This window comes from Nanoarchaeota archaeon, from assembly GCA_018897155.1.
GTDB lineage: Archaea > EX4484-52 > EX4484-52 > EX4484-52 > LFW-46 > LFW-46.
In genome coordinates this window covers 1-13,029 of the sequence record JAHILE010000010.1, presented here as the reverse complement: position 1 = coordinate 13,029, position 13,029 = coordinate 1, and the positions used below count along the sequence as shown (strand labels likewise).

Here is a 13,029-nt window from a genome sequence, read left to right as displayed (position 1 = left end):
ATGGCATCTGCTAAATTATTTTTAGGATTCGTGCTGATAAGCGCGCTCGCTATTGCGGGAATGGCTCTTGAGCCGTCTAAGGGAGCCCCTTCGGATTTAAGGTATTTTATCACAGATGTCGGGCAGTTTCTCATAATTGCATTTGCTGCAGCAATAGGAATTAAGCAGGCAAAGGCGTTTTCGTTTGGAAGCGCGCTCGGAAAATCTCTTTTATTTATCTCGATTGGGCTTCTTTTTTGGGGCTTTGGCGCGCTCACATGGCTGTATTACAACATCGCGATGAAACTTGAAGTTCCATATCCTTCAATAGCAGATGCTTTGTTTGTCGGGACCGTGCTTTCTGCTTCGTGGGGGCTTTTCTGGCTTTTGAAAAGCATAAAGAATTCGTTTGATGCCGGAACAATCATAAAACTGGCGGTAATTCCTGTTGCGGTTTTCGCAGTCACTTATATTCTATTTATCCAGTCAAAGCTTGTTGAAAATGTATCCGGCATTGAAAAGGCATTGAACGTGTTTTATCCTGTTGGCGATGCCGTGTTTTTGTCGTTTACGATTGTTTTATTGACATTAATCCGCGGAGGAAAGATGTTTAAGCCGATTTCGATAATATGCGCGGGATTCATCATACAGTCTATGGCTGATTTTTCATTCTCATGGACTACTTCGGCGGGCACATATTATACGGGCAATTGGGTGGATATTTTATTTTCTCTGGCATTCTTCACAATAGGCGCAGGAATGTACTATACAAAGGATTTGCTTGATGTGAAATAAACAGAACTGCCGGGCAATGCTGCAGGATTCTTCATTCATCGGTATGTGCTTGGAATCGTTGGCTTGATAATGTGTCGGATGCATTCAGAAGAGATATATTGATTATTTGAAAGAGTAATGTTTGGATGTTGATGTTGTGGTTTTAATGGGGCTTAAGGACGATGTGCTGGCGGGAATTGGCGATGTTTTGGGAGCAGATTCTGCAGAACTTGTTGTCGGAACTTTTGATGCTCCGGAAAAATACCCGAAAGAGTTTCTTGACGAATGTTTTTTCTTTATGCAGAAATTAATGGGCGATGAAGCTGCAGAAAAAAAGATTATCCCCCTTTATAAAAAATACCATATAAAGCGCGTATTTAGCCAATAATCTTCTTTACTCGCTTGATTAAATCCGCATTGTCAAACGGCTTTGTTATGTAATCCGATACCTGCATCTTCTTCAAAGTGTCTTTTCCTGATTCGGAAAATCTTGCTACTGTGAGAAAAGCGACTTTCAGGCCTTTTGTTTTCGGGTTTTCCCTTATTTTCTCGCAGGTTTCCCTTCCCGACAAACCCGGCATCATCATGTCAAGCAGAATGAGGTCAGGAGTTAATGTTTTCAGCTTCTCAAGGCAGTCCTTTCCGTCTGATGCGAGCGTAACTTCATAGCCTTCTGGCGTCAATACGGCATCTAACAGTTCCCGCAGGCTTTCCTCATCATCTACAACCATTATTTTTTTTGCCATTTTTTCTTCCTCCATTATTTTTGATTTAATCCATTAAAAACATTTTGCCTATTTACTGGCTTTTTTTAGCGATATGTCAATCATCTTGTCTGCGAACATGTTGAGGTCATTTATCAGCATTTCGTTCTCATGAGGCAGAGTGCAAAGGTTATGCTTGAACGCCATGTAAATGATCTTTTCTTTGTTCTGCTCTTCCAAAAGGATATCATTGGTGAATTGCTCTATGTTTCTTGCGTCATGATAAACAAGCATTGCGGATATTGTGTCCAGTATCAGGGTGTTGCATTTCTTTTCCTTCAGCACGGTTAGTATCGTGCGCTTTATTTCCTGAATGTTTGTCGGCGAATCAAGAAACAGGCAGTTTTTTTCGTTCTTCTTTTTGCCGTAATGCGAACTCAGGACATCTATGAAATAGAACCTTTTTAGGTCCATCCCCTTTTTTTCGAAGTCGCCGCAAACGTCATCAAATGTTCTGCTCAGGCACACGTAGCAGATTTTGGAATCCTTGTTTTTAAGGGACTTTGTCACCTCAACAACTTCGTCAATGTGATGGTCCTCATCAAGCAGAAAAACAAGGAACTTGCTTTTTTCAATATCCTTTTTTAGGCTCATGCTCTCATGTAGTTATTGAGCGATACTGTTTATATAGTTTTAAATCCCGATGCTCTAACATATCTCTAGCGTTTTGTCCGCAAACATCTTCAGGTCGCTTATCAGTGAAGCGTTCTCTTTTTCAATACCATTTCCTTTTTTAAGAACGAGGAACACCTTCTTTACGTTTTCCTGATTTTTTCCCATTGTCATGCTGTGGGCGAACCTGAGAACCGGAAAGCTTTCCTGGTATATAAGCATCGCGGACAGGGTATCAAAAAGCAAGACACTGCAGGCTTCTTGTGCTATGGCTCCATCTATTGCGCGCTTTATGGAATCCAGGTCCGGGGAATCAAGAAATATGCAGTTTTTTATTGGCCGCGGCTTTTCATAGTGGCTGCTTAAGACATCGATAAATACAAAGGCTTTTGTGTCAATGCCGTTCTTTTTCAGGTCTTCAACAACATCGCCGTACGGCTTGCTGATGCACACATAGCAGACTTTGTTCTTTGTCTGTTTGATGGACATGACTATTTCGTATATCTGTTTCATGTATTGCTCTTCAGAAAGCACTATCAACAGAAATTTACTTTCAGAGACATCTTCAAGCATGTTCATCTAAATCCCTAATAAGATAATATTATATACGCTTTTATATATAGTCGATTACAATATGCGATTATGTTTAAACATAATAGTAAATTATTTAAATAACAAAGACAAATATTAAAACATAGGTGGTTTTAGCATCGTAAAGATACACGACACAACGCTTCGCGACGGCGAGCAGATGCCCGGCGTTGTGTTCGGGTTTGGCGAAAAAATCCGGATGGCGGAAAAAATAATGGATTTCGGCGCAGACCTGATAGATATAATGCCGGCGGTTTCCGAAACAGAGTTCAGGGCAACAAAAGAGCTTACGCGCATGTTCGGCAACAGGGTTTCTGCCACCTCCAGGGCTAAGAAGCCTGATATTGATGCGGCAATCAATGCAGGCGCCGAAAGAATCACTTTGTTCTCGCCGCTCTCGGATTTGCACATTGCCCAGAAGCTGAAAATAACGCGCGATGAAAATATCAGGAATTCCTGCGAAATGATTGATTATGCGCGCTCGCACGGAATTGCCGTGGATTTTGCAGGAGAGGATGCCACAAGGGCGGACATGGCATATCTGAAGCAGTTTCTTAAAGAGATTCACGGCAAAATTGCCATGTTTTTCATCGCGGATACAGTGGGATGCCTTACTCCGGAATCAGCAAGAAAGCTTGTGTGGTATGTCAGGAACAGCGCCAGATGCGAGGTCGCGATTCATTTCCACAACGATTTCGGCATGGCGACTGCGAACACTGTCGAAGGAATACTTGCAGGAGCCGACTGCTTTTCAGGAACTTTTACCGGGATAGGCGAGCGGGCAGGAAATGCCCCGATTGAGGAGGTGTGCACTGCGCTGCATTATCTTTGCGGGATGGAGGTGAATGTAAAGTTCAATATGCTGAAGGAAATATGCGGCACGGTTCAGGAACTATCGGGAATACGCCTTCAGAAGCACAAGCCGCTTGTGGGCGAAAATGCGTTCGCGCATGAGTCCGGCATACATGTTGACGGGATTCTTAAGAATCCGAAAACTTATGAGTTCCTGAATCCCGAAGATGTGGGGCAAAAAAGAAAGATTTGTATCGGAAAGCATAGCGGAAGAAAAGGAATTGAACACGTTCTTCGCGAAAAGTGCGGAGATGAAATAGCTCCCGAAGATGCGGAGATTGTCTTAAAAGCTATAAAGGAGGCATACGAACGCAAGAGAGATTCATTGTCGGATGAAGAAATTGAAACGATTGTTTCGGAGATTAAATGCAGGAGGGTGTTGGCGTGAATGGGAGATTGTGAGGGTCGTTTGCTGATGGCTATTAATGGGTTTTCAGGAATGCGGAAAAAATATCGGTTGGCGGTGACGGCAGCTTCAAGTAAGGATGTGATTAGGTTGCTAAACGGAAGTATCGCGCATCTTTTGAAGTATCTGCGGATAAATCTTTGTATTTTTTGCGCCTTTATGGCGTTAAGCGGATATCTTATGTTTAATCTGCCGTCTGGGAAGATGATATTTGTTATTCTATCGGCATTCTTAGTCTGCGCCGGCACATATTCGTTCAACAATATAACTGACAAAAAAGAGGATGCTGCTAACGGAAAATCTGAAAATCCGTTTACGTCTGTTTTTGAGGGAAAGGTGATATCCGTCGCGGCTCTGCTATTGGGTGGTATACTATCTGCCCATTTATCATCTGCTTCTTTCATGTTTTACATAAGTTCCGCAGCATCCGGCATTGTTTATTCATATCTAAGGATCAAGAAATATCTCTTCATAAAGAACATATACACAGGATTTGGTGTTATGCAGGCATTTTTAATCGGTGCTGCAGCCACATCACTCACATTCGAAGCTGTTTTATACTATGTAGCGCTTTCTTTTTTTATTATGATTCTAAGCATGATATCTGATATAAGGGACTATAAGGGCGATAAGGCGGCAGGAATAAGGACTGTGCCGGTTTGCTTTGGATATGCCGCTGCAAAGGCGCTGATATTATCGCTGCTTGTTGCCTACTTCGTTCTGATATTGGCGGCTTTGCCGAAGCTTACGGTTATGCTACCTTTTTCAGCAATTACGCTCCTACTTATGCACCGCGACAATGCTCGGCGCGCCCATTTTTTTGGCAGCCTATCTTTTGTTTTTCTGACCGCATGGTTGCTGATATAACCTTTCGGCGCGAAAGCATCACGCTTTATTTCCGGCTGTCATAGTTCCCATACTTGTAAGTTATCATAAGATGTCTTGGCCGTTCTTTTACAGACACCATCTTAAAATCTCTGCGTATCAGCCAGAGGTATCCGAGGATAGTCCCTCCTATGAAATTCCAATTGTCTTTTTCTGCCTGTAGCCCATAAGGCGGATTATGTGCGTTGATAATAATGTTTTTGCCGCGTTGAATTATTGCAATTCTTCCCCACCCCATTATTTGCAGCAGATTCTTGAGCAAAGTGAGTTTTTTAGGCGCCGATGCGTCGCTTTCGATAAGTTTGCTGAAATATTTATACGATAGTTCAGGTATTGCTTCTGGCATGATATTTTCTTCGCCGAGTATGTGAAACAGAGTGTTTTCAGAGTTGCATAGTGACGTCCCCCTAAAGAATATTCGGTTTCCTTTGACTTGGAATATTTTTTTCCTGATGGCTTCTGCGAGCGATAACCCGTCCAATCCTTTAGAGCCGTTTAACATGTCATATGTCTCCTTTTCCTTGGAGCCGGCACAAAACTGCTTTGGCGCACCTATTTCAAATACATATTCCTCGCCGGCATTTTTGTCCTGCACGGCGCGGATGCATTTGATATTACACGATAACATTGCTTTCAGAACACCTGCGAAGCAACCAATCATGAAATTGCTCCTGCCGATAGTTCTTGTTATTGTATTTCCTTTCGCTTTAAGAATAATAATGTTTCCATCTCTCTTGAATGAGAGATCATCAAGTATTCCGATTGTTGTCCAAACCATTTTCATTATTTTGAAGAACAGCGATAAAGGGAGTTTTTTAATTGGCGGCGGAGTAAGTTCCTTTGTTCCTAGAATACACCATCTTTCTCCGATTTTTTCAAAGTTTTCCGCATAGCTGGCGTCTTCACATGCTTTTATATAGTTTGCCAGAATTTCCTCGAAGAATAACACCGTGCGCCTGCTTTTTACTTTGAATTTATTTATAAGTGCGCCAACAGAACTTTTCAATATCCCTCGCCTCAGCGACTCAGAAAGCCTCATATATTTATAATATCTTCGAGCCCGTATATATACGGCGCGTTTATGTTTAATTTCAGCGAAGCTGTAGAAAGGATGCCATTCTCAAAGGCCACAAATTACTTCGGCGCCGCCCGAAAAGATACAGTTGATTTTTCCCTTGGCGAGCCGAAGGATGCGCCGCCCGAATCCGTGGTCAGCGCGTATATTCAGTCGCTCAAAGGCGGAGGCAACCGTTACGCTCCGGTGCGCGGCATCGCCGAACTGCGGGAAAAAATCGCAGAAAAGCTGCGCGGGCAAAATTATATCAATGCAGCGCCGGAAGAAATTCTTGTAACCGGCGGCGCCAGCGAAGCAATTTCGTTTTCAATCCTTTCGCTTGTGAATAAGGGTGACGAAGTTATCATAATTGAGCCAAGTTATCCCATAGCCGCCTCGATGGTAAAATTCTGCGGCGCAAAACCGGTCAGCCTTATTCTGGAAGAGAAGAATAATTTTTGCCCGGACCTTGAAAAACTGAAACAAATGATAACCGGAAAGACAAAAATGCTTATGATAAACACGCCTCATAATCCGACCGGCTCTGTATTTGACAAAAAAACCCTCCGCGCAATCTCCGAGATATTTCCCGGCATAATTCTGGCCGACGAAGTCTATGAAAATTTCACATACGGCGCAAAGCACCATTCCCTTGCTTCTGTCGCAGCCCGGCCCGAAAACATCATCACAGTAAATTCCTTTTCAAAAACATACGCCATGTGCGGATACCGCGTCGGATACCTTCACACACAAAAGGAAATTATCAACCAGATGCTGAAGCTCAAGCTTTGCATCTCCACCTGCACCGCAAATCCGTGCCAGAGAGCCGCTCTTGCAGCCCTGAACGACACGGAATTTCCGGTTATGGTGAAAAAGCGCTTTGAAGAAAGAAGAAATCTGATGGTCCGCGGGCTTAAATCGCTCGGGCTTCAATTTATAGAGCCTAAAGGCGCATTCTATATCTTTCCCAATGTTGCAGAATTGGGAGGCGATGAAAAAGCATACGAGTTTTTCCTTGGCGCCGGAGTGCTTACAATGCCGGGCAGGGTATTTCACGAGGATTGCAAAAATCACGTAAGATTCAGCTTTGTTGCCGATAAATGCGATATTGCCGAAGGCATAGGGCGCATTGATGCGGCATTTAAAAAGTTATCTCTCCATAGTAGATAAGATACCTATGAATTCGGATGTTATCCTGTTGAAAAGGATTCTTAAGGCGATAAACGATCTAGAAAACAAAGTAATGGAACTGGATAAAAAAGTTGACGCTCTTAATGCCGGGCCGAACCCCAAACCTTCCCAGTAACAGTCTCTTCTGCATAGGGATATTACTGGCCTTAGCGGCATCATTTCCAGAAATGTCAGATTACCTTAGTTTCTGTCAGCCGGATATCGTTGTTGTCAATCTTTAGTTCATGAGGCACCTTTGCGTCGAAGTTGGTGTATCTCATCTTGTGCACAATCAGTGCGCGCATAGGTTTTTCTTCAAGGTCCAAGAACGTAAGCTGTATAATTCCGTCGCATTCAAACGATTCATCCCCTCCGGCGTCAAGGGCATCACTGTCTCTGGTTTCGCATAGCAGGAGAGATGATTTTGCGTATTTCAGGCTGTTTATGAGCTCTATGAGATATGCCCTGTAGGACTTTTCGTTTTCGGAGAACATGAGCAGCTTATTGACATCGTCAATTACTATTCGGTCTATCTTGGGATAGTTTGCCATGATCTCCACGAACCGTTTCATGCCTATGTTGCTTTGCCCCATCATTATGTATTCTATGGCAAGGTTTTTGTCCAGGTATTTTTTGGCATCGCTTAAGCTTTTTACGGACTCTGCTGCCTTCAGAAGCTCTTCCCTTTTTTCGCAAAGGGATACATAGCAGCATTTTTCGCCAAGCCGTGCGCCTTCAAGAAGAAATCTTAATGCGACCAGTGTTTTTCCCGTACCCGGTCCCCCGGAAAGCAGGATAACAGAGTTTTCAGGAAACCCTCCGGAAAGCATAGCATCCAGCTTTTTTAGCCCTGTTGCAACTCTCATTTCAATTCATCCTCCTTGAAAGTCGGAATACCTGCTTTAGAGCTTTTTATCTTTATTAGCAGGTATGCGTCGCCATTCAGGACAAATATGTTTGAAGGCACCTTTTTGTCGAGTTCCTTTATGTTGAACGACTCAAGGAATTTCTTGGGAAGCATCACTCTGTTGCTGTTTCCGAGCTTTCCCGTAGTAAGGCTGTATGTAAGAGTATCCTTTTCACAGGGAAAAATTGTAAGATTGCTCATATGGTGCTTTAGTATCCGGTACTCGTCATTGCTTATGGAAAGCTTTATCTCTATCTTTCCGTCATGCATATCCATGCTTTTTATCTCAGCCATGAGTTAAATGATTGCCTGAAACATTTAAATCCATACCACTTCTGCAAGTAATCTTCCGCCATTTACAACACTTGCGAATTAAGTGCCTTCTGTTTCAATTTCCTCCATTACAGTCATTAGCACCCAATAAGGTAGGGAGCGTCACCTTGAGCACCATAGCCGCCTGTCTATGGATACTAAATTTTTATCCGAACTGCATGTTTGAAACAATATTTGTATTAACTATAAGCCGCTCAAGTATCTTTTTTATGTCGTTTTTCCTGAACAGCAGCAGGATATCTTCTTTTATGCCTCCTTCAATCTCGAATTTTGCTTTCAGCGCAAGCACTAAGATCTCTTCGGTATATACAGACCCAAACCCGAAGTCCTCAATTGCGCGCCTCGGGTTTATCGACAATTCAGGCATTGACGAATCGCAGGTTGCGTGAAGAATATGGTTTAGGGCAGTTATATAGTAGCCGGCCATTATGTTTGCGAGTTCCTTGATCACCGACACATTTTCATCGCTTAAATTCTTGAAATAGCCAAGAGGCTTGTGAAGGAAGATATCTGCGGTTTTCAGTATATTATCAGCAGTGGATGACAATATTATTGTTCCTTTTATCGCTCCTGACATTCTTGTAAAAAGCAGGGTTATGGCAGGGTCTTCGGAATTCAAGAGCTTGGGAACATCATTTATAAGCAATACTTTTGGAGAATCTGCTGCTGTAGAAACCTTTTTATTCATCATCTCGGAAAGTGCCCGGGCAGTTTCGCCCGAGCAGTCAATCATCAGCTTTGTAAGGAGCATTTTTTCAATAGGCGATAGTTCTGATGTTTTTGGCATAAGCAATCATCTGCAAGATATCATTTTTTTCTGAAAAAGCCCGAATATCGAATAACCGCCTTTAATGATTTTCGTGATTTTTTTACCGGTGTAATGCTCTAATATTATGAGTGTATCTTGATATACTTTTTTATCAAAATCGCGCATATGTTTGAACGTGGTGGCTAAATCATATGAAAGCGTTTAACCCGCCAAAGCACCTGGATTTAAAATGGCAATTAATGCACTTTTCGCATTTCTTTGTTTTTGGTATCTCTCCTTCAAGCATGCGCGTGAAATGCTCGCGCAAAATTATTGCTTTGTTCAGGAACTCTGATTTCTTTGCATCCGTTATTGCGATTTCTCCGCTTGACCCTGAATTGTGCACAATTTGCCCGAATGTTTCGCAAGGCTTAAGAAAGCCGAATCGGTCAGTTGCGTCAAGAAGATGCGCGTATCCGAATACCTGCAGGAAATATATCTCGTTCATTTTGCGCTTCTTATCGATTATCAGGGCTTTGCGCAAGTCCCCCTCTGAAAGAAACGAACTGCCTTGGATATAAAGCGCATCTATTCTTCCCGATATGTTGTTTTTCGTATCAATTAGCGGCACTTCCTGAAAAAGCATCACATACGGCTTTCCTTCTTCGGCTTCCGGTTTTTTGGCATGCTCTTTGTCGTTGCACGTTTCATAATGATTGTGTTCTTTTATGCCGACACTGAAAAGCGCTCTCAATTGCGGAGGAATTATTTTCAAGACGCGCTGGAAGTAGAACTGTTTCGGGCAGAATTCGTATGTTATGACGTCTGAAACATTGATTTTGATTTTTGGTTCCACACACACAATTTACTTTCAAGCTTTAAAATCATTATCTTTTAGAATTGCCGATAAACGACGGTTTATGTTGGATTTTGTTTGAAAGTGTATTTAAAAAGCTTCGTTTATGATATAGTGTTTGGACTGAAAGGGTTTAGGCTCGCTCAGATCGGTACATAGGCTTAGCATTTGCGGCCTAATCAGCCAATCTCTTTCTATTCCGATTTTGTTAATTTGGTGAACTAAAATGTCAAGACTATATTGCGGAAGGCGAGGAAAATCAGGCAGCAAAAAGCCAGTGGATAAGAAAACTCCAACATGGGTTGATTATAAGGCTGAAGAAGTTGAAGCGCTTATAATGAAGCTGAGAAAACAGGGTCAGAGCGCGGCAGCTATCGGTCTTACTTTGCGCGACCAGTACGGCATTCCCTCTGTTCAGACAATTACCGGAAAGGCTCTTGGCCAGATACTAAAAGAAAAGAAACTTGATTCAAAGCTTCCGGAGGATTTATTTAATGTTCTTAAGCAGACAGTTGGCATCCGGGAGCATTTGCTGAAAAACCACAAAGATCAGAGCGGAAGGCATAAGTTGATGCTTGCAGAATCAAAAGTCAGAAGGCTCGGAAAATATTACTCGCGCGTTGGAGTTCTTCCTGCGGACTGGAAATACGATGCATCAAAAGCGAAGCTCTTGGTGCAATAAGGCACATCCCATCGTCATTTGCCGAACTTTAGCGCCAGCACTTGAAATATATAAACTATCTAGACAAAATCATTATGTGATTATATGCTGCCTGACGAAGAAGATTTAGCTGTTTCAAATATCATGACAAAGAAAGTGGCTGTTGCTGATGCAAAAGACACTGTCCAGAAAGTTGCAATGCAGATGCGCGAAAAAAACATCCGAGGCATTCCGATTGTTCTGAAAAACAAAATTGTCGGCATGCTTACGGATAAAGATATCGTCAGCAAAGTTGTTGCGGAAAACAAATCCCCGCGTGACGTCACTGCGGGCGAAATCATGAGCCCAAAAATTATTACTGCGAGCCCTGGCGACAGCATAACCGATGTTGCAAAAATAATGTATGCGAACAATGTCGGAAGAATTCCCGTAATTGATGAAAAAGGCAATCTTGTCGGAATTGTCACCGAAACAGACATTACAAAAATAGCTCCCGGGATTATTGATATTCTTTACGCGCATGTCGAAATCGAGAATGGCGCGCCACCGATCAGAAGCAGGCACCCGACACTAGAGGGGCGCTGCGAGGAATGCGGGCAGGTTTATGACGATCTTGTTGATGTTGAGGGTCAGTGGCTTTGCAGGAGCTGTTCCGAAGACAAGACTGTTGTCGGAACTGAGAAAAAGTGATTGCGCGGTGCATTATCATATATTCAATCTCCCTTTTAAAAAGAGATATATAAAACATACTGAGTAATAAATTCTATGAGAAAATTCCTGACTATTGCATTCATGGCAGTACTAATACTTATTAGCGGTTGCATTTCTAATAATATTTCTGATAATGCCGATATTTCCAAAATAACTGAAAATAGAACGCAACAACTTGTATGTGCACAGGTAATAACTCCCGCAGTTTCACCATCAGGAGAATGCAGGGAATTTTCCACGCCCTGCGATGTGCCGCAGGGATGGGAGAAGACTGACAAATGTCCACAAACTGGAAAGCCGCCCATAATTCAAGGAGTTCCGGCAGCTGCGATAGTTCACCAATATGAACAGCCCGATGGATTCAAATTATGTGCAATATTGATCGGGGATGAAAACCTGCATACTTATTATCTTGCAGATTGCAATTTGGACTACGATAATCAGAAACGCGACACTGAAATCTATAAAGGCGGAGATGACTACTGGAGATACAAGAACGGCACAATTATCGGAGAACTGCCTCAAGACACATGCGCTTCTGCTCCCGAAAAATATAAAGTGGATTGCGAAAAGACAGACATCTGGCTTGACCAAAAGATTCTCGAATGGAAGCCTGTAGTTTACAAGCCAATGCTATTCGGCGCTATGAACAATGCCCCATTGAACGGCTTGTCATACGAATTTTCTGACGAATATGAACGCGCAATAGAAGAGACAGGTGTGGATTTTGTAAGGATGGACATACCGAAATTTTCAGATACAACAAGAGAAACTGAAGCCCTCGCCAACTTAAGCAAATTAGTAAAATCAGCTCAAAGCCGCGGCAAAAAGGTAATGATAGGAAATAATGCCAATGGCGATAAAGAATATTTTGGAGGCAAGAGTCTGTCATGGAGCGAATATTCGGAAAAGCAAAAAGAATATCTGAGAGCGGCAGCAAATATTAAGCCGGACTACATTGCGGTTATTTTAGAGCCTGTTGTGGCGGTAGACCCGAAAGTTAATGCTTATCGTTACCTGAACTTTAATGAATCTGTAACGCCCAAAATGTGGGTCGTGCTGGTAAACGAGACAATCGACATTATCAAATCCATAGATCCCAATATTAAAACAGCAATAGGCATAATACCGCAAAACCCATACGATCGACAATTTTTTACCGGGGTATTGAGTTCGAAGATTGATATTGTCGGAGTGGATATTTACGGAATATCGGGCTTTGATGCAACTGAAATTGTATTGGTTCCGGAATGGAAAGCAAGTGGCGGCGCAAAGGAATTCTGGATTATGGAAACTTGGGCCGGAGGCATAGAGTTTGAAGGAAGCGTTGACCGGGAATGGAAGAAGCATATGGATGTAAAGTGGCTTAAAGCAATGGCCTATTACTCGCAAAAGGACAATCTGTCCGGAATTAATCCTTTTTACTCAAAGCATTTCTTTGCTTACGACAGCGAAACAATTAAGGACATTGCGAAGTTTTTTAATGCATTGAAGACGAATAGGACATCTACATTCTATGCATATAGGGATTTGATGTCGGAATTTAAAAGAAATTTGTGAATCTTTGAGCATGTTCTTATATGTATCTTAAGTACACTTTATAATTGATTTGAGTAACTTTAATCTATCTCAATATATTTGTTCAATTCACACCGAAAAGTATATATTTATGTTGTGCCTAAATTATAGTAGGTGTTTGGATGTCTTATGTGCGAATAAAAATCGT

At 42.3% G+C, this 13,029-nt stretch carries 16 protein-coding genes; 8 read left to right on the top strand and 8 right to left on the bottom strand.

Annotated features, from left to right (window positions below; genetic code table 11):
• A complete protein-coding gene (locus tag KKB09_00830) occupies positions 1 to 774 on the top strand; it encodes a hypothetical protein (protein MBU4299740.1) in 774 nt (257 codons plus the stop codon).
• 121 nt (positions 775 to 895) lie between these two features.
• Positions 896 to 1,141 (top strand): hypothetical protein, encoded by a 246-nt coding sequence (locus KKB09_00825; GenBank protein MBU4299739.1) that lies wholly within the window; start codon positions 896 to 898, stop codon positions 1,139 to 1,141.
• Here KKB09_00825 and KKB09_00820 read toward each other — a convergent pair.
• The 3 genes from KKB09_00820 to KKB09_00810 are packed head-to-tail and all read right to left on the bottom strand — an operon-like array spanning position 1,131 to position 2,708.
• A complete protein-coding gene (locus tag KKB09_00820) occupies positions 1,131 to 1,499 on the bottom strand; it encodes a response regulator (protein ID MBU4299738.1) in 369 nt (122 codons plus the stop codon). The genes KKB09_00825 and KKB09_00820 overlap by 11 nt on opposite strands.
• Before the next feature lie 48 nt (positions 1,500 to 1,547).
• Positions 1,548 to 2,111, bottom strand: a complete 564-nt coding sequence (locus KKB09_00815; protein ID MBU4299737.1) for a hypothetical protein — start codon at positions 2,109 to 2,111, stop codon at positions 1,548 to 1,550.
• Between the two features lie 54 nt (positions 2,112 to 2,165).
• Positions 2,166 to 2,708 carry a hypothetical protein gene (locus KKB09_00810; GenBank protein MBU4299736.1) on the bottom strand — a complete coding sequence of 181 codons (543 nt, stop codon included), beginning with the start codon at positions 2,706 to 2,708 and terminating at the stop codon, positions 2,166 to 2,168.
• Positions 2,709 to 2,880: 172 nt separating this feature from the next.
• On the opposite strand from KKB09_00810, the gene KKB09_00805 reads away from it, so the two are divergent.
• Both KKB09_00805 and KKB09_00800 read left to right on the top strand, forming a co-directional pair.
• A complete protein-coding gene (locus tag KKB09_00805) occupies positions 2,881 to 3,960 on the top strand; it encodes a homoaconitate hydratase (GenBank protein ID MBU4299735.1) in 1,080 nt (359 codons plus the stop codon).
• Positions 3,961 to 4,137: 177 nt separating this feature from the next.
• The gene (locus tag KKB09_00800) at positions 4,138 to 4,845 is read left to right on the top strand and encodes a UbiA family prenyltransferase (GenBank protein MBU4299734.1); all 708 of its coding nucleotides are present in this window, start codon (positions 4,138 to 4,140) and stop codon (positions 4,843 to 4,845) included.
• Between the two features lie 25 nt (positions 4,846 to 4,870).
• Here the strand turns inward: KKB09_00800 and KKB09_00795 are convergent, their stop codons facing one another.
• Positions 4,871 to 5,902, bottom strand: a complete 1,032-nt coding sequence (locus tag KKB09_00795; GenBank protein ID MBU4299733.1) for a hypothetical protein — start codon at positions 5,900 to 5,902, stop codon at positions 4,871 to 4,873.
• A gap of 42 nt (positions 5,903 to 5,944) precedes the next feature.
• Here KKB09_00795 and KKB09_00790 point away from each other — a divergent pair, with 42 nt between their 5' ends.
• Positions 5,945 to 7,087, top strand: coding sequence for an aminotransferase class I/II-fold pyridoxal phosphate-dependent enzyme (locus KKB09_00790; GenBank protein MBU4299732.1), 1,143 nt, complete (start codon positions 5,945 to 5,947; stop codon positions 7,085 to 7,087).
• A 191-nt stretch (positions 7,088 to 7,278) separates the two neighbouring features.
• Here the strand turns inward: KKB09_00790 and KKB09_00785 are convergent, their stop codons facing one another.
• The 4 genes from KKB09_00785 to KKB09_00770 form a co-directional block, all read right to left on the bottom strand.
• Positions 7,279 to 7,953, bottom strand: coding sequence for an AAA family ATPase (locus KKB09_00785; protein MBU4299731.1), 675 nt, complete (start codon positions 7,951 to 7,953; stop codon positions 7,279 to 7,281).
• Complete coding sequence (locus KKB09_00780; protein MBU4299730.1) at positions 7,950 to 8,288, bottom strand: AbrB/MazE/SpoVT family DNA-binding domain-containing protein; 339 nt, start codon at positions 8,286 to 8,288, stop codon at positions 7,950 to 7,952. Before KKB09_00780 ends, KKB09_00785 begins: the two co-directional genes overlap by 4 nt.
• A 184-nt stretch (positions 8,289 to 8,472) precedes the next feature.
• Positions 8,473 to 9,114 (bottom strand): chemotaxis protein CheC, encoded by a 642-nt coding sequence (locus KKB09_00775; GenBank protein ID MBU4299729.1) that lies wholly within the window; start codon positions 9,112 to 9,114, stop codon positions 8,473 to 8,475.
• Positions 9,115 to 9,283: 169 nt separating this feature from the next.
• Positions 9,284 to 9,931 carry a PD-(D/E)XK nuclease family protein gene (locus KKB09_00770; GenBank protein MBU4299728.1) on the bottom strand — a complete coding sequence of 216 codons (648 nt, stop codon included), beginning with the start codon at positions 9,929 to 9,931 and terminating at the stop codon, positions 9,284 to 9,286.
• 226 nt (positions 9,932 to 10,157) lie between these two features.
• Between KKB09_00770 and KKB09_00765 the strand changes: the two genes are divergently transcribed.
• The 3 genes from KKB09_00765 (at position 10,158) to KKB09_00755 (ending at position 12,863) form a co-directional block, all read left to right on the top strand.
• On the top strand, positions 10,158 to 10,613 hold the full coding sequence (locus KKB09_00765; GenBank protein ID MBU4299727.1) for a 30S ribosomal protein S15: 456 nt from the start codon (positions 10,158 to 10,160) through the stop codon (positions 10,611 to 10,613).
• A gap of 84 nt (positions 10,614 to 10,697) precedes the next feature.
• The gene (locus KKB09_00760; protein MBU4299726.1) at positions 10,698 to 11,282 is read left to right on the top strand and encodes a CBS domain-containing protein; all 585 of its coding nucleotides are present in this window, start codon (positions 10,698 to 10,700) and stop codon (positions 11,280 to 11,282) included.
• 75 nt (positions 11,283 to 11,357) lie between these two features.
• Positions 11,358 to 12,863, top strand: coding sequence for a hypothetical protein (locus tag KKB09_00755; GenBank protein ID MBU4299725.1), 1,506 nt, complete (start codon positions 11,358 to 11,360; stop codon positions 12,861 to 12,863).
• Positions 12,864 to 13,029 lie beyond the last annotated feature (166 nt).

What these genes read in the sequence shown, in the direction of transcription:
- KKB09_00830 (MBU4299740.1), top strand. Translation starts at nt 1, where the DNA reads ATGGCATCTGCTAAATTATTTTTAGGATTCGTGCTGATAAGCGCGCTC.
- KKB09_00820 (MBU4299738.1), bottom strand. Translation starts at nt 1,499, where the DNA reads ATGGCAAAAAAAATAATGGTTGTAGATGATGAGGAAAGCCTGCGGGAA.
- KKB09_00815 (MBU4299737.1), bottom strand. Translation starts at nt 2,111, where the DNA reads ATGAGCCTAAAAAAGGATATTGAAAAAAGCAAGTTCCTTGTTTTTCTG.
- KKB09_00810 (MBU4299736.1), bottom strand. Translation starts at nt 2,708, where the DNA reads ATGAACATGCTTGAAGATGTCTCTGAAAGTAAATTTCTGTTGATAGTG.
- KKB09_00805 (MBU4299735.1), top strand. Translation starts at nt 2,881, where the DNA reads ATGCCCGGCGTTGTGTTCGGGTTTGGCGAAAAAATCCGGATGGCGGAA.
- KKB09_00800 (MBU4299734.1), top strand. Translation starts at nt 4,138, where the DNA reads ATGGCGTTAAGCGGATATCTTATGTTTAATCTGCCGTCTGGGAAGATG.
- KKB09_00795 (MBU4299733.1), bottom strand. Translation starts at nt 5,902, where the DNA reads ATGAGGCTTTCTGAGTCGCTGAGGCGAGGGATATTGAAAAGTTCTGTT.
- KKB09_00790 (MBU4299732.1), top strand. Translation starts at nt 5,945, where the DNA reads ATGTTTAATTTCAGCGAAGCTGTAGAAAGGATGCCATTCTCAAAGGCC.
- KKB09_00785 (MBU4299731.1), bottom strand. Translation starts at nt 7,953, where the DNA reads ATGAGAGTTGCAACAGGGCTAAAAAAGCTGGATGCTATGCTTTCCGGA.
- KKB09_00780 (MBU4299730.1), bottom strand. Translation starts at nt 8,288, where the DNA reads ATGGCTGAGATAAAAAGCATGGATATGCATGACGGAAAGATAGAGATA.
- KKB09_00775 (MBU4299729.1), bottom strand. Translation starts at nt 9,114, where the DNA reads ATGCCAAAAACATCAGAACTATCGCCTATTGAAAAAATGCTCCTTACA.
- KKB09_00765 (MBU4299727.1), top strand. Translation starts at nt 10,158, where the DNA reads ATGTCAAGACTATATTGCGGAAGGCGAGGAAAATCAGGCAGCAAAAAG.
- KKB09_00760 (MBU4299726.1), top strand. Translation starts at nt 10,698, where the DNA reads ATGCTGCCTGACGAAGAAGATTTAGCTGTTTCAAATATCATGACAAAG.
- KKB09_00755 (MBU4299725.1), top strand. Translation starts at nt 11,358, where the DNA reads ATGAGAAAATTCCTGACTATTGCATTCATGGCAGTACTAATACTTATT.